This is a genomic window from Chryseobacterium culicis (assembly GCF_900108365.1).
Lineage (GTDB): Bacteria > Bacteroidota > Bacteroidia > Flavobacteriales > Weeksellaceae > Chryseobacterium > Chryseobacterium culicis.
The window spans coordinates 227,391-246,996 of record NZ_FNWQ01000007.1 but is presented as its reverse complement, the minus strand read 5'-3'; the positions used below and the strand labels follow the sequence as shown (position 1 = coordinate 246,996).

Genomic DNA, 19,606 nt, shown 5'->3' with positions numbered 1-19,606 from the left:
TTTAATGTTGAAACCGGAAAGTATGTTTATAACTATATTGATCATTTAGGAAACATCAGATTAAGTTATGCTAAGAACGGTGCAGGAACAGAGATCATTGAAGAAAGTAATTATTATCCGTTTGGATTGAAACATGAAGGGTATAATGTTTTATTAGGGAATTCAGCGTATAAATATAAGTACAACGGAAAGGAACTCCAAGAGACTGGATTTTACGACTATGGATGGCGTCAATATATGCCTGACTTGGGTCGGTGGATGCAATCGGATCCATTAATTAAGGATTTAGATTTTACTTTTAACCCAAATGATGTGGATTATGACGATGATGAAATATCGAACATATCAGCAGGAATTTTACTGTCTAATGGTGGCGGTATTTTTAATGTAAATAATTTAAATCCCTATGGTTATGGTTATAATGATCCTATTAGATTTAATGATCCCGACGGAAGGTGTCCAACCTGTTTAACAGCGCTAGGAGGAGCTTTAATCGGAGGTGGATTGGAATTAGGAGGACAATTGTTATCTGGAAAATCTCTAAGCGAGGTAGATTGGGCAGATGTTGGAGTTGAAACTCTTAAAGGAGGATTAATTGGATCGGGAGTTGGAGCCGGAGCTGCTGCTGCCATAGAAGGAGGATCTATAGTAGCTAAAGCAGCTGTAGACTTGGATGTTAATAAAGGAAATCAAAATATTTTCAATGGAAAAAAAACTGTTGGAAAAGCAGTTGTGGATGGTGCTATGGATTTTGCAGCAGGAAAAATAGGTGGATTTGTAGGGAAAAAATTGAATGGAGTAGCAAGCAAAGCTTTAACAAAAGCTACGACAGCAGAAACAAAGGCAGCAACAATTTTAACGAGAACTACGAATACGTTTAATAGAGTAACTGCAAACGGAACTAATACCTATGGATCTAGAGCATTAAATGCAAAACAAAGTATGTCTAAAGCAGCAAGTAGTCTTAAATTTGCAAGAAAAAAAACTGCTGCAGCAAAAATTACTAAAACTGCAACTCAATATGGAACGGTTGTTAATAAAGCTGCTCAAAACTCAATATCAGATAAAATAAAATCATTCTTTGGAATTAATTAATATGAGAGATAAAATAAAAATTTTTGGAATCTTAACTATTTTACTATTGTGTATATATTTGTTTTATAATTATTTACGAGAGAGTAGATTACGGGAAGTTGAATATGTAAACAAAAATTTTAATATTATAAATGGGATTGTAACAAGGAAATCTGTACAAAAGGGAAATCATATATGGGTTAAATATAAGGTTAATGGAAATGTCTATGTAGAATCGGATGGTTTTCTCGAGTCTCAGAAAGTCAATGTAGGAGACAGTGTTAAAGTTAAGTATTCAATTGATAAACCTGAATTAATGATTACAGAATTTAATGATTATTTTTAAGGCCCCCATTGCGCAAAGTCTCCAGACTTTGAGCTTATTAAATAAACTTAATTTCTGGTTTCCAAGGTATAATAAATAACAACCCTTGCAACTATGGCAAGGGTTGTTTACAAAGAAGGTTCTATTAATTATTTTCTATCCAATATACTTATCTAAATTTACCTAAAAAAGTTATCCAAAATGCTAAAGTAACTGATTATATTTACAGAGCAGATGGAGTGAAGGTGAAAAAGGTTTTCGGTACAGAAACAACTGATTATCTGGATGGCTTTCAGTATACAGATTCTGTATTGAAATTCTTCCCCACGGCAGAAGGATATTTTAATGTTGAAACCGGAAAGTATGTGTACAACTATACGGATCATCTTGGAAATGTTAGACTAAGCTATGCTAAGAATGGGGTAGGAACAGAAATCATTGAAGAAAGTAATTACTATCCTTTTGGATTGAAGCATGAGGGATATAATATTTTATTAGGGAATTCTGCATATAAATACAAGTATAATGGTAAGGAGCTTCAGGAAACGGGGATGTATGATTATGGAGCGAGGATGTATATGGCTGACCTTGGAAGATGGGGTGTTGTAGACCCGTTAGCTGAGAAAATGACTAGGCATAGTCCTTATAATTATGCATTTAATAATCCTTTGAGGTTTATTGATCCAGACGGAAGAAAAGGAATAGATTGGTATCAGAATAGTTTAACTGGAGATTATAAATGGTTTGATGGCAATGCTCAACATGAAGGATACGCTTATATTGATAATAGTGGAACTAATGATGTTGATGTTTTAACACGTGGAGGTTCTGAAAGTCAAGTTCTAGGAGCTACTTTACATCCAGACGGAACAGTTTCAGATTATAATTATCCCAGTACTACTGCAAATAGAGGAGAAATATTAACAACACCAGATGGTACAAAGTTTGAGGCAGGAGCTCCTAACACAGGAAGTTATTGGAGTTTTAGTGCAAATTATGCAATAGGAGGTGGAATAGGTTTTAGTTTTGGACAAGTAACTGATAGTGAAGGAAAAACGAATTGGTTCTCTTCATTTAATGGGAATATTGGTTTTGGAGCATCAGCTGGACTTGAAAAGGGGCTTGTAATTCCTACAGATACAAATCATAAATTTGTTAATTCGGACTTTGCAGGAACAGGTGTTTCTTATTCTGGTGGTGATGGCCCTCTTAATTTGTCATATGGTGGAACATTTAACGATAAATATGATGGATATAGAAATGTTGATAACTTTAACCCCTCTCGTTTTGGGCAGAATTCTGAAACAATTAGTAGTGGTTATAGAACATTTGGTATAGGTGTTGCTAAAGGATCAGCACAAGCTTTACCCTTAATGTGGACTAAATCTAAAACACATGTATATGGACAATAATTTTGAATTAGATAAATCCAGTAAAAAGCCATTACTTATTTTTGGCTTAATATTCGGTTTAATTGTATTTTTTACTGTTTTTTATTTAAATTATAATTCAACTGATCTGACTAAAGAACAACTTTTAAAAATTAACAGACATACAAAAGTTATTGAAATATACATTAATAAAAATGAGCATAATTTTCCATATGTGAAATTCTCGAATGGCTCTGAAAAAATTATGGAAACTCCTTATGAAATCGGAGATTCTATATCAAAAAAGAAAGGAGATTCCATAGAGTATATTTTTAGAGGAGATAGTATTATAAAGAATAATTTATTTGAGGTAGCAAGAAGGGATAAGATACTTAAATGAGATCCCCCGCTGAGCAAAGTCTCCAGACTTTAAGTTTATAAATAAACTTACCAATAAATAGCAACCCTTGCAAATATGGCAAGGGTTGTTTATAAAGAAGATTCTGTTAATTATTTTCTATCCAATATAATTATCTAAATTTACCAGGAAAATTCACCCAAACTCCAAAGTAACGGATTATATTTACAAAGCAGATGGAGTAAAAGTAAAAAAGGTCTTTGACACGAAAGCTACAGATTATCTGGATGGCTTTCAGTATGAAAACTCTACATTGAAATTCTTTCCAACCTCAGAAGGATATTTTAATGTTGAGACCGGAAAATAAGTGTACAATTACACCGATCACCTTGGAAATGTTAGGTTAAGCTATGCTAAGAATGGAGCAGGCACAGAGATCATTGAAGAAAGTAATTATTATCCTTTTGGATTGAAGCATGAGGGATATAATGTTTTATTAGGGAATTCTGCATATAAATACAAGTATAATTGTAAGGAGCTTCAGGAAAGTGGAATGTATGATTATGGAGCTAGATTCTATATGCCAGATTTGGGAAGATGGGGTGTTGTGGATCCACTAGCGGAGAAATATCAGGAGCTTTCACCTTTTAGATATAGCTTTAATAATCCAGTTAATTTCGTTGATCCTGTTGGGTTAACAGAGGAAGATCCTCCTAGTAAAAAAGGGAATAGCCAAAAAGTAACAGAAATTGGAGAAATAACTTTAATTGGGAAAAAATCTAATTGGATACAAAAACATGTTATAAATCCTATTGCTACTTTTTTTAAAGAAGAAAAGAGAAAACACGATGCTCAGCCTCAAGTTCTTCCTCCTATTAATACATTTTGGTCTCATTTTTATAATAGAGAATGGGAAAGTGGGGGAGTAACTTATCTTGTGGCTAGGGATGGTAAAATCTCAATGGTAAAGCCTATAGGGGGGGCAGGACCATTGGAATATATTAGTGGTGCAGGAGAATTAAAATATTTACTGGCAAGTAAAGAAGGTTTAGAGACTTTTAAATCAACGGAAATAGCTGCTCAAAGTACAGAGAAAGTACAAAAACTAGCTAAACTAATGAAAGAGGGAGATATCAGTATTTATGGTGAAAAAATTGTTGTTTATTTAAAAGATGGAGAAAGATATATACTAGATGGGCATCATAGAATACAGGCTGCAATACAAGAAAATAAAACTTTAGAAGTTATTGAAGTTACAGGACAAAAAGCAATGCAAATGTTTAAAGACAAAGTAAAACAAATTGATAGTGGATTATTCAAATAAAGATATAAATACGAAGAAATTACTAGAAGAGTATTTAGTTTTCATAGTAAATTTTGAGAGTGTGTTAAAAAAAGAATATGATATTCCAAAAAATATAAATATTTGGAGTTATCTGGTTGAACGAAAGTATAAAAAGGGAACTGTTGCTACATATAACTATATATGCCATGGCTCAGGATTTACAGTAGAGAAAAATGGAATCATTTGTGAATATGACAAAGCTCCTTTAAATGAATATGATATCAAATTTTCTTTTTGGAAATTTAAAAACTTTATTGAAACTAATCATATGCAAATAATTATAGATGATAGTATATTAAAGAAAGATTTATCCGATTTGATTACTGCAAATATTGTAAGCTGGTTAATTATAGATGGAATTAATTGGAATATTTACCAAACAAATTTCACAGTTTTGCAAAGTTTGTAATTCGATTGCTGCTACACGCATCCTTTCTTCGCTAGCGCATTCTATAACAAACAGCAAGTGAAAAATGTTAAAATTTAAGAAGCAAACTTATAAGTATTGATAAAAGGAGTATTGCGCGATATTACAGCAAATGCCCAGCTAATAATTTTACATTTCACGTTATTGATGACCAAGAGGGAATGTTTCCTGCTGGTGCGAGCGTCTCGCTCGTGTCCATTAATAAAAACAAAACAAAACACCACTGCAGCGGCAGTGGTGTTTGCTCTTTCATCATCAAAAACCATTATATTTACCAGCACAAGGACCATTTAGGAAATGCAAGGATCAGTTTCGCAAGAAACAGCGCAGGTGCTCTTGAAATCACAGATGCTAATGACTATTACCCATTTGGCATGAATCATCTGAAAACTGGAAATGCATTTTTTGGATCAGGAACTTATAAGAATTATAAATTCCAGGAACAGGAATTCCAGGAAACAGGTTTTTATAGCTTTAAGTGGAGAAACTATATGCCTGATGTTGCCAAATCAAAAACCAGATAATGTTCATAGATAATTTTGAGTGTGTGTTATAAATTTTTCATTTCGATATTAATTTCATTAATCTTTTTTTCTTGTAAAGAAAAGAGGAGTATTAATGCAATAACTATAAATAAAAATATTATTGGCAAATTACAAAGAGATAGAACAGCTAAAAAAGGAGCTGTATATGTTATAAGTTTATTTACGGATAATAGTAAAAATATGTGTGAGATTGTAAAATGTAAAGAATCTCCTACTTCAATAAATTTTGTTGGATGTCAGCTTTTAGATAATGACACAATCTTTTTGTATGTCGATAAAAAAAATAAATATTTAAGTTGCTATAAGCCATCGAATACAATTATAAAGTTTAATAAAAAACAATTTACTCTTGAACAAAAAAAAGAAATAAAGTACTATATACTTGATACATTGAATTGCTTAATAATCCCTGCTCCTAAACACTTACCTATTGCAGAGAAGTAACAACAAAGCCCTAGTCGCTACCCCAGTTGCGCATTGAGCTTATTAAATAAACTTACCCCCGCTCCCGCACGATTGTATCGTGTGGTACTTATATAGATAATATAGTACGAGGCTAAATATATAAATGTAAGATAAAAGTTTTTAGGAATTCAATGTATTGGTCTATAGTTTTTCGACCACACGAAAGGATTCGTGCGGTAGCGAGGGGATAATCGTGAGGAAAAAAATACAATACAAACTTATGAAAATCCGATGGCATAAAAATTAGGAGAACCAATAAGAACTACCCATCAGCAACCCAATCCTTCAATAAAAGTGGGGTCAGTAACTCAATTCAAAAAGAAATGAAAGTGATTTTTTTATTTTTTGTATTAATTTTTAATACATTTAATGGCCAAGTTCACAATGATTTACATTTTTGTAAGGAAAATGCAAATACATATGTTGAAATAGAGAAAATTCCAAAATATATCAGTAAATATTTGAAAAAAAACAGTAAAAATGATAAATATCTTTTATATAAGCAAAGTGATAAACTTGTACAAACTTCTAAAATTAAATTTTATAAGTCACAGGATAGATTATTAATTAAATATTTCAGAAATACTTCTCTTTTTTCTAATGATTTAATAATAGTGATTTCTTTTCTGAATGGAAAAGTTATAGATTATTATGTAATTGGAAATAAATGTATGAATATGCAGGATATTAATTCGATTATGAAGTGTAATTGTGAATCAGAGTTGTTTATTTTTCCTAAACCAATTTAGATTGAAAAATGGGGCAACCGCTGCGCAAAGTCTCACAACTTTGAGCTTATTAAATAAACTTACCCTCTGGTTTTCAAGGTAGAATAAATAACACCTCTTGCATATTTGCAAGGGGTGTTCATATAGATTATTATCATGTAAACTTGTACGATATGTATTATTTACTTTTTTATATATTGTATATTCATTATTTAGAATATAAGAAAAGCTTCATAGTAAACAATATTAAAAATGTATGTAAACTTAATGATACAATTGTACGTGAATAATGAAGAAAATTAATATTACATCGCAGGTAAAAGAGTTATCAGATTCTTTATTTAATGATAGGAAAACAGAAAATTTAAGATACTATCCTATAGATAAATTTTATATACTAGCTCATAATTATTTAGAGAAAATATTATCAGTAAATCATTTAGAATTTATTTTTTATAATTTAGAAATGATAAATGAAACTTATACTGTTCAGTTATTATTATGCTTACCAGAGTTATGGGAAAATGTAACTTATAATGATATGATAACTTTGATTGAAAATTTCACTAATTCTTTTTCTTTCTATGTTTTGATGGAGTTTACACACAAATATTTAGAAATTGATTTAATGGATGAAATATTTTATAATAAAAATGTAGACTTAAAATTCAAAAAAGATTGTATTAAGTACTTTCCTAATATTATAGCAAGCCTATATATGAATGAATTTGACTATATTGAACTAGAAGAGAACCTATATGGAGTAAATATTGAACAAATAAAAAAAATACAGCTGAAATTTAAAAATGATAGTAATTTCAAAAGTGTTATGTCTAAAGAAGAAGTTTATAAAAAATTATCAGCAATTAAAATATAATAATTAATCTCCGCTGCGCAAAGTCTCCCGACTTTGAGCTTATTAAATAAACTTACCCTCTGAGTTTTCAAGGTAGAATAAATACACGCCTCATGTTATATATTTATGAAACAAAATAAAAAATATCTTTTTCTCTCACTATTTTTATTAATTTGTTGTGGCTCTCCTTCTAAAAAAGAAAATTTAGATAAAGATGATGATTTCTACGAAAAGTGTAGAAAACTTATTTTAAGTGAAAATAAAATTGGACAAGAATATCAGTTTAGCCTAATTGGAAAAAAGCTTGATCAAATACATTTGAAATATTTAGGAAATATTATTACTTCTAAAAACGATACACTTAAAATTGTTAATTCTCAAAACTTATTTGGTTTGTCTGAGGAATCAAAAAGAGGTAATGGTAGCGTGTATATATATAATACTAAAAATAAATTTATTGGTGCTTATTTTTTAGGAGACTACTGGGGAGTGCCTTTAAAAATTGAAGGGCAAAATTTAATATTTAGTTATAAAAATGAGTTTTGTAACCAAACTACCAAAATCAGTTTGAAAGACAGTATTCCTAAACAAATATTTGTACAGTGTACAAAAGATGGTGGAGATATATATAATTTAGAAACTGTTCATAACTAAAACGAAAAGCCCTGCTGGCGCGATCGTCTCGCTCGTGTCCACAAACAAAATAAAACAAAACCACTGCTCCAGCAGTGGTTTTTATCTTTTATCTCTTACTTCTCAAGCAATTTTTCCAGTCTGCTCATCATTTCATCCTTTTCTTTCAGCATGCGCTCATACAACGCAATTTTTTCTTCGTGAAGCTGGATAATTTTGTCCATTGGATTGATAGTACATTTATATTGCTCAGCATAGGCAACGGCATCATCTTGAAAAGTATTTGCTATAATATTCACAGCCTGTTCCTCATCAAAATTTTGAAAAGCTTCCACCGGAATTTTCAGTACTTCGGATATTTTTTCCAGCAGTGGGTTTTCAATGGTTTCTTTTTGTTCAAGTAAAGAAATCTTTCTGGTTCCAGTCTTCGCCCAGATCCAGCGCCAATGCCTCCTGCTTGATGCCCAGCATTTCTCTAAAACGTTTTACATTTCTTCCCTGATGTATTTTGTGGTCCATTCTTAATCAATTTGTGAAGACTCAAAGATAATACATTCTGCAAAGTAAAGGTTAAAAAATGTCTGGTAAAACATCCCTGTTCTACTTATTAAAGTATCGGGAACTATTTTATAAATTGTCTCCACCCACTTCATCAATTGCCTGACGGTCATTTTCTGATAGACTTTAAACAAAACCTCCGCTGCAATTCATTGCAGCGGAGGTTTTTAGTATTTTCAAAGAAATTATTCACTATCTCTTTCTCCTAAAGATTCTTTCAGCTTGATGAGTTCAGCTTTTACAAATTCCAGGCGGTCGATGAGGGTAATAGTTTCGGAAATCTTACTGTTGGTAGTCAAAGCGATACGGGCACCGTCCAGTGTGTATCCTTTTTCCTTTACCAGGTGGTAGATCATCTGAAGGTTTTTGATGTCTTCAGGAGTGAAATATCGGTTTCCTTTTCTGTTTTTTTTAGGTTTGATAATAGGGAATTCCTGTTCCCAGTAACGTATTAATGAAGTATTTACATCGAATGCCTTGGCTACTTCTCCTATAGAATAATACAGTTTATCAGGTAAATTTATTTTCATTTTACAGATCCTAAAGCTCAAAGATAAAAATTTTTTAAAGTTTCATGCAAAATATATTGCAAAAAGTGCTGTAGGAGTTCATTTCAGGAGATAAAAAGGTTTTATTCATAAATAAGTGAAAAAGTATACTGTAAATCTGATTTTTTAATATCTTAGACAAACTTAAATCCTAAATACAATGATATGAAACATTATTTCCTTATTTTCTTACTGATAATCCCTTTTATGGGGTTTTCACAGTGGACGAGAACTGAGGTCAGATCTCAGAAAGTTAAAAAATCACAAGAGAAATTAGAATTTTCCGGTCTGTATGCATTAAATGCAGATCAGCTTAAGCATACACTGAAAAATGCGCCGGTACGTTTTTCAGGTGACAAAGGAGTAATTATTTCCCTTCCCTCCGCGGGCGGGAAGCTTGAAAAATTTCAGGTCTGGGAATATTCCAATATGGCGCCTGAGCTGCAGGCAAAATTCCCGGAAATCAGATCCTATGTGGGTACAGGTGTGGAAGATCCATCTGTGATTGTAAGATTTAGTCTTTCACCTGTGGGTTTTTCGTCCATGACTACAAGATCCGGAATTTCAGAATTTATTGAACCCTATACTGAAGACCGTTCCGTATATGCTGTTTTTGATTCTAATGCAAGAAGAGGGCAGGACAAAGAACCTTTTGAATGTCTTACTCCCAATAAACCGGAAAAGAAAAATTCTGAAAAAAAAATCAATGCTGCCAATAAAAAAACAGCAGGATTTAACGTCTTCAGGCTTGCTCTGACCTGTACGGCTGAATATGCACAATACCATCTTACAGCAGCAGGAACACCTTCAGGAGCAACAGAAGCACAAAAGAAAGCTGTTGTTCTGGCAGCAATGAACACCACACTTACACGTCTGAATGGTGTTTTTGAAAAAGATCTTTCCCTTCATTTTAATCTGGTCGCCAATAATGACGCTGTTATTTTTGTAAATACAACTTCACCTGGTTATCCTTACACAGCATCAGACGAGCAGAATCAGGCAGGGCAGACAACCATTACCAATCTTATTGGTGCCGCCAATTATGATATGGGACATATTTTTGACCGTGAGGACGGAAACGGATATGCACCCGGCGATATCTGCAATGATGCTACCAAAGCAATGGGATGGACAGCCAGCAATTATCCTGAAGGAGACAATTTTGACATAGATTATGTAGCGCACGAAATGGGACATCAGCTGGGAGCTAACCATACCTTCAGCTACAGTACGGCATCTGGGAATCTGGCATCGCTGGTGGAGCCGGGGAGTGGTTCTACTATTATGGCGTACACAGGGATTACAAGTGATTATGATGTACAGTTTAATTCCAATGATTATTTCCATGGATTCAGTGTACAGGAAATTAAAACTAATATAAACAGCGTAGCATGCGGAGCGAACACACCTTTTGCAGATCCGGCACCATCCATCAATGCCGGTGCAGATTATGTAATTCCAAAATCTACAGCATTTGTGTTGAAAGGAACTTCTACGGATGCCAATACAGCAACTTATACCTATACGTGGGAACAGATGGATTCCGGCTCGTCTCAGACAGGAAATAATTCTATTCCTTATCTGAACAAACCTACCGGCCCTACATTCAGATCAATAAGCCCGGTAACGACCCCGGTAAGATACTTCCCTGATTTCAATAAAGTACTGGCCGGTGTGCTTACTACAAAATGGGAAACTGTTTCAGGAGTAGGTAGAAACCTTAATTTTGCTGTAACGGTAAGAAATAACAGTATTGCCGCACCTCAAACCAGTAATGATGCTATGATGGTAACCGTAAACAATGCTTCGGGACCATTTAAAGTGACTGCACCTGCTTTTGGACAGTCTGCCAGCTCAGGATCAACAGTAAATGTTACCTGGGATGTAGCCAATACCACGCAGGCTCCTGTAAGCACTGCCAATGTAAATATTAAATTGTCTACAGATGGCGGGCTGACATTTACCACTATTGCAGCCAATACTCCTAACGATGGAAGCGAGCAGATTACCATTCCGGCAGGATCTACCTCTGCAAATGCCTATATTTTGGTGGAAGCTGTAGGAAATATCTATTATGCGGTAAGCCCCAGCTTTGTGATCGATTATTCTGTACAAGGAGAAACCTGTACAACGTATACTTACGGAGGTCCTGCTGTTGCTATTACAGATGGTCCCGGAGGAAATGCTGCTATTGCATCACCGATGGTTTCCGCGCCTATGACCGTTAATAATCCTGGAATTATTACAAAAATTAAAGTAACTCCTTCCGTTACCCATACTTATGTGAGTGATGTGTCATTAGGAATAGAAGGGCCTCTGGGGACTTCTGCTCTTATCTGGCACAGACAGTGCGGTTCTCAGGATAATATAACCGCTACGTTCAGTGATACCGGTAGTGCCGTTGCCTGTGCCACTCCTATTCAGGGAGAAGTAAAATCCAATGAATCATTGGGTATTTTCGTGGGACATCCTGCGCAGGGACAATGGAAGTTGTTTGCTTCAGATAATTATACAGGAGATACAGGAACCATCAATGGATGGACGCTTCAGGTATGTACCCGTCAGACACAGTCATTAGGAATTGAAGAATCCAATTCTCCGCTGGCGGATGATATTAAGATTTATCCTAATCCCAGTGACGGTAATTTCTTTATTAAATCGCAGAATATAAAAGGAGAACTGAAAGTAACAATGTTTGATTCCAGCGGAAGACTAATCTATTCTTCAGCGTATAAGAGTGAAGGAAACAATACCAAAGAATTTAATGTAAATGTTCCTAAAGGTGTATATGTGATCAGCATCAATTCTTCAAAAGGGATTTACAACAGTAAACTTATCATCAAATAAAAGACATTCAAGATACAGATAAAAGAGGATCGGTATATACCGGTCCTTTTTTTGTCTAAATTTGTAAAATCTTTAGATACAATATATAGATGATGAATCCGATCTCAGTTCTTCATATTAATCTTTTCCAGGCAGGTACCCATACATCAGATTTTTATTTTAATACAATGAAAAATCATTTGGTACTGGGACACCGGCATATTGAAAAGCCTCACCGGCATGATTTTTATGCGGCAGTTCTTTTTACCCGGGGAACAGGAGTGCATGAAATTGATTTTCAAAGATATGATGTTTCTGAAGGAAGTTTTTTCTTTTTGTCACCCGGGCAGATTCACAGCTGGGAACTTTCCGAAGACATCGAAGGCTATATTTTCTTTTGTTCTCAGGAGTTTTATGAGATGCATTATGTAAATCAGAAGCTGAGAAATTTTCCCTTTTTCGGATCCGTATCTTTTCCAAGAAAGCTTCAGCTGGATGCCTTGGAACTGAAGAAAAATGTATCTTTATTTCAGGAACTGGGAAAAGAACATCAGGCGAAAAACATCATGAGAGAAGGTTTTATTCTATCGCTCATGTCCCAGATTTTTATTAATGCCACAAGATTGTTTTCAAAGGACTTTGATACCATGGATGCCACTGCTGGGCTGTCTTATTTTAAACACTATCAGGATTTCGAAAATTTGATTGAACAGCATTTTGAAAAACATAAATCAATAGCTTATTATTCTTCCTTAATGGGAATTTCATCTAAACATTTAAACAGGATTGTACAAACGGTAGTTCAGAAAACAGCAACAGATGTTATTACAGAAAGAGTAGTGCTGGAGGCCAAAAGAATGCTGATGTACCTGGATGAAAGCCTCGTGGAAATTGCTTTTCGTTTAGGATATGAAGAGTATTCTTACTTTGTAAGAGTATTCCGGAAAAGCTCCGGAATGACCCCTACTCAGTTTATGAGGAAATATAAGGCTTGATGAGTTTAAAGTGTAAGGTTTTGAGTTTAAAGTTGCTGGTTGTTTTTTTTGTTCGTGGTTATTAGTTGATTTTGTTGATGGTGTTACTTACTGGATCACAAGTACGCTATTTCAATATTTTCAGAGTATTTTCTTAATCTCAAATCCCTAATCCAGCAACCTATTACCTACAAAGCTAACTTAAAAGGTCCTTCAAAAGTAGTTTCAAAAGAGTCTACCAGCTTTCCTTTTTCATCAAAAACTCCAATCACCATATTTTGTTTTGAGAATTTAATCTCTTCCTCAGGGAAGGAAATATTAATGTTTCCTTTCAGAATCTGGTCTCCTTTTAATATGATTTTTTCGGAACCAAAATAAGTGATTTCAGCATTGTTTGGAGTGATTACTTTAATAGTCAGCGTTTTTTTCTCATTCGATTTATTCAGAAGAGTATAAATAAAAGTATTGGTGATCTTACCGTCTTTAACAAAAAATGTAGAACCTGCCGGTTTGATGAATTTCGCTTCCATAGAACCCCTGTCATACATTAAGAATCCGAGGAAACCCATAAGAAGCGCAAGAATAACGGTTGTAGCTTTCATTCTTGGAGTAAACCGGAACTTATCCTGATTTTCAATTTCGGCTTCTGTAGCATAGCGTACGAGTCCTTTAGGCAAGCCTACTTTTTCCATCACTTCATCGCAGGCATCAATGCATGCCGTGCAGTTTACACACTCCAATTGCTGGCCGTTTCTGATATCAATGCCTGTGGGACATACTGCCACACACTGGTTACAGTCTATACAATCTCCTTTTCCGGCAGCTTTTCTGTCTTCATTGTTTCTCCATTTTGCGCGGCCTTCGCCTCTTTTAAAATCGTAGTAAACATTAATTGTCTGTTTGTCAATCAACACTCCCTGAAGCCTGCCGTACGGGCACACCAATGTACATACCTGCTCCCGAAGCCATGCAAAAACAAAATAAAATGTCATGGTGAAAAATACCATGGCTGTAAATTTCATGGAGTTTCCGGCGGGGCCTTCATTCATAATACGGAAAACTTCTTCATACCCCACAATATACATAAACATGAAGTGAGTAATGAGTAATGAAATGAGGAGAAAAACAGACCATTTCGTAAGTCTTTTCCGGATTTTTTCGCTATCCCATTCCTGTCTGTCAAGCTTCATCTGTTTATTTCGGTCACCTTCAATCCAATATTCAATTTTGCGGAAAACCATTTCCATAAAAAGGGTCTGAGGGCACAGCCATCCACAGAAAATTCTTCCGAAAACTACGGTAAACAGCATGACGAAGATCACGGATGTAACTGCACCCAAGGCAAGGATAAAAAAATCCTGCAGGTAAAACGGCTGTCCAATAATAAAAAATTTTCTGTCGATAACATTAATGAGAAGAAAAGGATTATTGTTAATTTTTACGAAGGGCAATCCGAAAAATATAGCAAGAAGAAGATAGCTTGTATAATTTCTGTAGCGGGTATATTTTCCTTTGGGCTTTCTGGGAAAAATCCATTTTCTTTTTCCGGTTTCATCCATGGTTCCGACCGAATTTCTGAAATCTTCATTTTCTATTTCCAAGGACTTGATATGGTTAGACTCTGCGCTCATTGTGATGTGCTATAAAAATATTTTGGTACAATTTTCATCCGGATTCATTTCTCTTTTAATAATATTCTGCATTAAAAAAGTGATTGATCCTTTTACTGCAAAGCTCCGGATTATATCCTTGCACTACTAATATGATCTACTTAAAAAATAGGATAATTAGGACATTTTACATTAATGATTTTTATTGTATCAAAAAGAGAAAATATTTTGAAACCTGTGTGTCATATTGTAAATTGCAGCTTTAAAAATGTAGCATGAAGAATATCTTTAAAATAAGCATGATTGGTTTGGTTTTCGCATTGGTAAACTGTCAATCAGTAAATTATAGTAAAATGTTTTATGAAGGAGTACAGCCGGAAATGGTTTCCGACAAGTTCAGTTTCACAGAAGGACCATCTGCAGATCAGGAAGGAAATGTTTATTTTACAGATCAGCCCAACGATAAAATCTATTACTGGGACTGGAAAAGCAATAAGGTTATAGAGTTTTTAGATAAAACCGGAAGGGCAAACGGAACACATTTCGATAAAGACGGGTATTTAATTACCTGCTCCGATGATCAGGGGGAAATATGGAAAATTTCCAAAGATAAAAAAGTGGAAGTGCTGCTTAAAGACTTTGAAGGAAAAAGACTGAATGGCCCTAATGATGTCTGGAATGATGAAAACGGAGGAATGTACTTTACAGATCCTCTGTATGAAAGAGATTACTGGATCGGGTTTAAACAGGAAATTCAGCATAAAAGCCTTTATTACAGGGATAAAACCGGAAAAGTAACCAAGCTCGATACTTTTACTCAGCCTAACGGAATTGTAGGAAGCGAAAAATTAAAGAAATTATATATTTCTGATATTGATGCAGGAAAAACCTACGTCTATGATATACTGGGCGATGGGAAGCTGTCTGAGAAAAAGTTATTCTGCGAAATGGGTTCAGACGGAATGGAACTGGATAAACACGGGAATCTGTATCTGACCGGAGATGGAGTGCATGTTTTTAACCGTTTGGGAAAAAAGATCTATCATATTCCTATCCCGGAAAAATGGACATCCAATGTTGCTTTTGGCGGAAAAAACAATAATATACTTTTTATCACGGCCTCAAAATCTGTATATACTTTCCCTACAAGAGTAAGAGGAATTAAATAAAAGAAATGTCATTGCGGGAAGTGAAGCAACAAAGCAGTCTACAATTCTCGCAATGACCTATTATGGTAACATCAATGGAATTAGGGCTTTAGTAAGCAACCTCCATTTTCACTTTCTTTCCTTTCAGTTTTTCGTTCTGGAGCTTTTTTAAAAGTGCGTTTACTTTATTTCTGGAAATGGCAACATAGGACGTGGTATCTTTTACTTCTATAATTCCTACATCTTCTTTTTGCAGTTCTCCTTTCTTTAACAGATACCCTACAATATCCACTTTATTTACTTTGTCTTTTTTTCCTGCGCTGATATAAACAGTCTGGAAAGGTGTTTTCTGCGGAACTTTCGTAAATCCGGCAACACTTTCTTCCGGTGTATTGTTTTTAATGAACGGGAAATTTTCTTCCTCTGTCATGATCAGGTAGACAAAGCCTTTGGCGTTCATTCTTGCGGTACGTCCGTTTCTGTGGATGAAAGCATCTTCTTTGGGGGGAAGCTGATAATGAACAATAGATTCCACCTCAGGAATATCCAGTCCGCGGGCGGCCAGATCGGTGGTAATGAGAATTCTTGCAGAATCATTTCTGAATTTTAGCAGTGCGCGTTCTCTTTCGTCCTGCTCCATACCGCCATGGAAGGTTTCCCTGTCGATTCCCATCTGATGAAGAAGTTCAGAGATACGGTCTACAGCTTCACGGTGGTTGCAGAAGATTAATGTTCTCTTATTCCCGATTTTACACACCAGATTGAAAAGTGTGTCCAGCTTTTCCTCTGGAATAGTCATCACTTTTCTCAGCTGAAGATCTGGTTTTACATCATTTTCTTTAAGGAAACTGATGACTTTTTCATCTTTTAAACCGGTAAAAGCAGGAATTTCGTCCATAGCCGTGGCAGAGGTTAAAATTCTTTGAGAAAGTCCTTTTAAAGAATGGGAAATAAATTCCATATCATCATGAAAACCCAGTTCCAAAGCTTTGTCGAATTCATCAAGAACCAGGGTTTTAATGGTTTTAGGATCAAAATTATTATTTCTTAAATGGTAGGTAACTCTTCCCGGAGTTCCGATGAGTACGGCGGGAGCTTCAATTAAATTATTAACCTCAATTTTTTTATCATGTCCGCCATAGCAGACAGATACTTTGAAATCTGATCCCATCGCTTTAAAAACCTGCTCAATCTGTAAAGCCAGTTCTCTGGCAGGAACTAATATTAATGCCTGAACTCCCTGAATATTTTTTTTCAGGTTTCTCAATACAGGAAATAAAAAAGCAAGTGTCTTTCCAGATCCTGTAGGAGAGAGCAAAACAATGTCTGTATTGTTTTCAGACGCTTTATAAGCAGATTTCTGCATCTGATTCATATCCTGAATCTGCAGTTTTTGATAGATCGGTTGTAATTCCATAGTGCAAAGGTAATGAATTTAGGTGGTGTTGGTGAGAGTACAGGAGTTTAAGAGTTTGCAAAGATAGGGAAGTGTTGCGCTTCTTTAATTGTGTGTTACTGTCATTCTGAATGAAGCGTAGCGAAATGAAGAATATCATATTGTCTTGTACTTATTATAGAAGATTCGACTGCGCTCAGCATGACAGAGGATTATTACCTTATTCTAAATTAATTTAAAAACTGTTAGTATTAGATAGGTCATCCTGAGTACAGTCGAAGCATTCTTTTAATCAAGGTATTGATTTTTAAACATATAAGTTAAATATTAGTATAGGGAAATCTATTGTTTATCTTAAATAAAATTCTTATCTTTGCACCCACTTTTGTGGCTAGAAGGTTTGAAGGGTAAATTACTTACAATTAATTACTTCCGTATTTTTTAATCTGCATTTATTCAAACCGTTAAAAAAGAAGGAATACAAATTTTATTAGAAAATGTCAAAAGAGACAAATTCAGCAGAGGTTTTATTAAACCAAAACGTAGCACCAGAACAATTTGATTGGGATTCATTCGAATCAGGTCTTGATGCAGATGCGAGAAAAGAAAAAAGCGATTTAGAAGAAATCTACAACGGATCATTAAACAACTTAGACGATAACGACGTTCTAATTGGTAAAGTTGTAAGATTAACTGATAAAGAAGCTATCGTAGACATCAACTTCAAATCAGAAGGTGTTATCTCTCTAAACGAATTCCGTTACAACCAAGGCCTAAAAGTAGGTGATGAGGTAGAAGTAATGGTTGACAAGAGAGAAGACAAAACTGGACAATTACAGTTATCTCACAGAAAAGCAAGAACGCTTAAAGCTTGGGATAAAGTAAACGAACTTCACGAAACTGGAGAAATCGTTAACGGTTTTGTTAAATCCAGAACTAAAGGTGGTATGATCGTAGACGTTCACGGAATCGAAGCATTCTTACCTGGTTCTCAAATTGACGTTAAGCCAATTAAAGATTACGATCAGTTCGTAGGAAAAACTATGGAGTTCAAAGTTGTGAAAATCAACCCTGAGTTCAAAAACGTAGTGGTATCTCACAAAGCATTGATCGAAGCAGATATCGAAGGTCAGAAAAAAGAAATCATCGCTCAGCTTGAAAAAGGTCAGGTTCTTGAAGGAACTGTTAAGAACATTACTTCTTACGGTGTATTCATTGACTTAGGAGGAGTAGATGGATTGATCCACATTACAGACCTTTCTTGGTCTAGAGTGAACCACCCATCTGAAATCCTTGAGGACGGACAGACTGTAAAAGTGGTAATCCTTGATTTCGATGATGAGAAAACAAGAATCCAACTAGGTATGAAGCAATTAGAAGCTCATCCTTGGGATGCTCTTTCTGCTGACCTGAAAGTGGGAGACAAAGTAAAAGGAAAAGTAGTAGTTCTTGCTGACTATGGTGCATTCGTAGAAATTGCTCCAGGTGTAGAAGGATTAATCCACGTTTCTGAAATGTCTTGGTCTACTCACTTAAGATCTGCCGGAGATTTCGTAAAAGTAGGTGATGAAGTAGAAGCTGAAGTATTAACTTTAGATAGAGAAGAAAGAAAAATTTCTCTTGGTATCAAGCAATTGTCTAAAGATCCATGGGAAAACATTGAAGCTAAGTATCCTGTAGGATCTCAGCATGTAGGAACTGTAAGAAACTTCACTAACTTCGGTGTATTCGTAGAGTTAGAAGAAGGTATCGACGGATTAATCTACATTTCTGATCTTTCTTGGACTAAGAAAATCAAGCACCCGTCTGAGTTCTGCGCAGTAGGTGATAAATTAGACGTTGTAGTTCTTGAATTAGATATTCAGGCTAGAAGACTATCTCTAGGTCACAAGCAATTGACTGAAAACCCATGGGATAAATTCGAAACTAAATATGCTGAAGGAACTATCCACGCTGGTAAAGCTGTAGAAGTTCACGATAAAGGAGCTTCTGTTCAATTCGAAGATGCTGAAGTAGAAGCATTCTGCCCTTCAAGATTATTAGAGAAAGAAGATGGATCTAAAATCAAAAAAGGTGAAGATGCTCAGTTCAAAGTAATCGAATTCAACAAAGAATTCAAGAGAGTAGTAGTATCTCACACAGGTATCTTCAGAGACGAAGAAAAGAAAAACGTAAAAGAATCTTCTTCTAGAAACGTAACTTCTTCTTCTAACAACGAAGAAAGATCTACACTTGGAGACATCGATGCATTAGCAGAGTTGAAAAGAAAAATGGAAGAAGGTAAATAATCTTTGAACCATTCATACATAAGGAGCCGCTCATTTGAGCGGCTTTTTTTTGATAATTATGATATTACTGCCAAGAAAAAAAAGATTTTCAAAAAGAGAAAAATAATGCAAAGAATATTGATTGATTGATTG

Annotated in this window: 15 protein-coding genes and 2 pseudogenes; 13 read left to right on the top strand and 4 right to left on the bottom strand. The window is 34.7% G+C overall.

The window, feature by feature from the left end; translation table 11 throughout:
- The 9 genes and pseudogenes from BLW74_RS20520 to BLW74_RS20470 all read left to right on the top strand — a co-directional run.
- The coding region (locus tag BLW74_RS20520; RefSeq protein WP_139265775.1) for an RHS repeat domain-containing protein at positions 1-1,095 on the top strand (1,095 nt) is incomplete at its 5' end.
- Positions 1,096-1,554: 459 nt separating this feature from the next.
- Positions 1,555-2,100: pseudogene (locus BLW74_RS22730) on the top strand (RHS repeat domain-containing protein); the annotation flags it as partial.
- A 700-nt stretch (positions 2,101-2,800) separates the two neighbouring features.
- Complete coding sequence (locus BLW74_RS20505; RefSeq protein ID WP_139265774.1) at positions 2,801-3,169, top strand: hypothetical protein; 369 nt, start codon at positions 2,801-2,803, stop codon at positions 3,167-3,169.
- Positions 3,170-3,494: 325 nt separating this feature from the next.
- Positions 3,495-4,451, top strand: a complete 957-nt coding sequence (locus BLW74_RS20500) for an RHS repeat-associated core domain-containing protein (protein WP_228424989.1) — start codon at positions 3,495-3,497, stop codon at positions 4,449-4,451.
- Entirely contained in the window at positions 4,435-4,881 is a 447-nt protein-coding gene (locus BLW74_RS20495; RefSeq protein ID WP_139265773.1) for a DUF6896 domain-containing protein, read from the top strand. The genes BLW74_RS20500 and BLW74_RS20495 overlap by 17 nt, the downstream gene beginning before the upstream one ends.
- 179 nt (positions 4,882-5,060) lie before the next feature.
- Positions 5,061-5,423, top strand: a complete 363-nt coding sequence (locus tag BLW74_RS20490) for a hypothetical protein (RefSeq protein ID WP_185116375.1) — start codon at positions 5,061-5,063, stop codon at positions 5,421-5,423.
- Between the two features lie 809 nt (positions 5,424-6,232).
- On the top strand, positions 6,233-6,658 hold the full coding sequence (locus BLW74_RS20480) for a hypothetical protein (RefSeq protein ID WP_089696146.1): 426 nt from the start codon (positions 6,233-6,235) through the stop codon (positions 6,656-6,658).
- Positions 6,659-6,926: 268 nt separating this feature from the next.
- Entirely contained in the window at positions 6,927-7,514 is a 588-nt protein-coding gene (locus BLW74_RS20475) for a hypothetical protein (RefSeq protein ID WP_089696143.1), read from the top strand.
- Between the two features lie 105 nt (positions 7,515-7,619).
- Entirely contained in the window at positions 7,620-8,147 is a 528-nt protein-coding gene (locus BLW74_RS20470) for a hypothetical protein (RefSeq protein ID WP_089696139.1), read from the top strand.
- Positions 8,148-8,242: 95 nt separating this feature from the next.
- Here BLW74_RS20470 and BLW74_RS20465 read toward each other — a convergent pair.
- A pseudogene (locus BLW74_RS20465) lies at positions 8,243-8,645 on the bottom strand (helix-turn-helix domain-containing protein).
- Between the two features lie 224 nt (positions 8,646-8,869).
- Positions 8,870-9,214 (bottom strand): MerR family transcriptional regulator, encoded by a 345-nt coding sequence (locus BLW74_RS20460; protein ID WP_089696136.1) that lies wholly within the window; start codon positions 9,212-9,214, stop codon positions 8,870-8,872.
- Positions 9,215-9,397: 183 nt separating this feature from the next.
- Between BLW74_RS20460 and BLW74_RS20455 the strand changes: the two genes are divergently transcribed.
- Positions 9,398-12,079 carry a reprolysin-like metallopeptidase gene (locus BLW74_RS20455; RefSeq protein WP_089696134.1) on the top strand — a complete coding sequence of 894 codons (2,682 nt, stop codon included), beginning with the start codon at positions 9,398-9,400 and terminating at the stop codon, positions 12,077-12,079.
- Between the two features lie 89 nt (positions 12,080-12,168).
- Positions 12,169-13,053, top strand: coding sequence for an AraC family transcriptional regulator (locus BLW74_RS20450; protein ID WP_228424987.1), 885 nt, complete (start codon positions 12,169-12,171; stop codon positions 13,051-13,053).
- A 167-nt stretch (positions 13,054-13,220) separates the two neighbouring features.
- Here BLW74_RS20450 and ccoG read toward each other — a convergent pair whose 3' ends face one another.
- The gene (gene ccoG / locus BLW74_RS20445; protein WP_089696131.1) at positions 13,221-14,663 is read right to left on the bottom strand and encodes a cytochrome c oxidase accessory protein CcoG; all 1,443 of its coding nucleotides are present in this window, start codon (positions 14,661-14,663) and stop codon (positions 13,221-13,223) included.
- A gap of 254 nt (positions 14,664-14,917) precedes the next feature.
- Between ccoG and BLW74_RS20440 the strand changes: the two genes are divergently transcribed.
- Positions 14,918-15,811 carry an SMP-30/gluconolactonase/LRE family protein gene (locus BLW74_RS20440; protein ID WP_089696129.1) on the top strand — a complete coding sequence of 298 codons (894 nt, stop codon included), beginning with the start codon at positions 14,918-14,920 and terminating at the stop codon, positions 15,809-15,811.
- Between the two features lie 88 nt (positions 15,812-15,899).
- Here the strand turns inward: BLW74_RS20440 and BLW74_RS20435 are convergent, their stop codons facing one another.
- Positions 15,900-17,207: a DEAD/DEAH box helicase gene (locus BLW74_RS20435; protein ID WP_089696126.1), complete on the bottom strand. Its 1,308-nt coding sequence runs from the start codon at positions 17,205-17,207 to the stop codon at positions 15,900-15,902.
- A gap of 476 nt (positions 17,208-17,683) precedes the next feature.
- On the opposite strand from BLW74_RS20435, the gene rpsA reads away from it, so the two are divergent.
- Positions 17,684-19,474, top strand: coding sequence for a 30S ribosomal protein S1 (gene rpsA / locus BLW74_RS20430; RefSeq protein ID WP_089696123.1), 1,791 nt, complete (start codon positions 17,684-17,686; stop codon positions 19,472-19,474).
- The last annotated feature ends 132 nt before the right edge of the window (positions 19,475-19,606 follow it).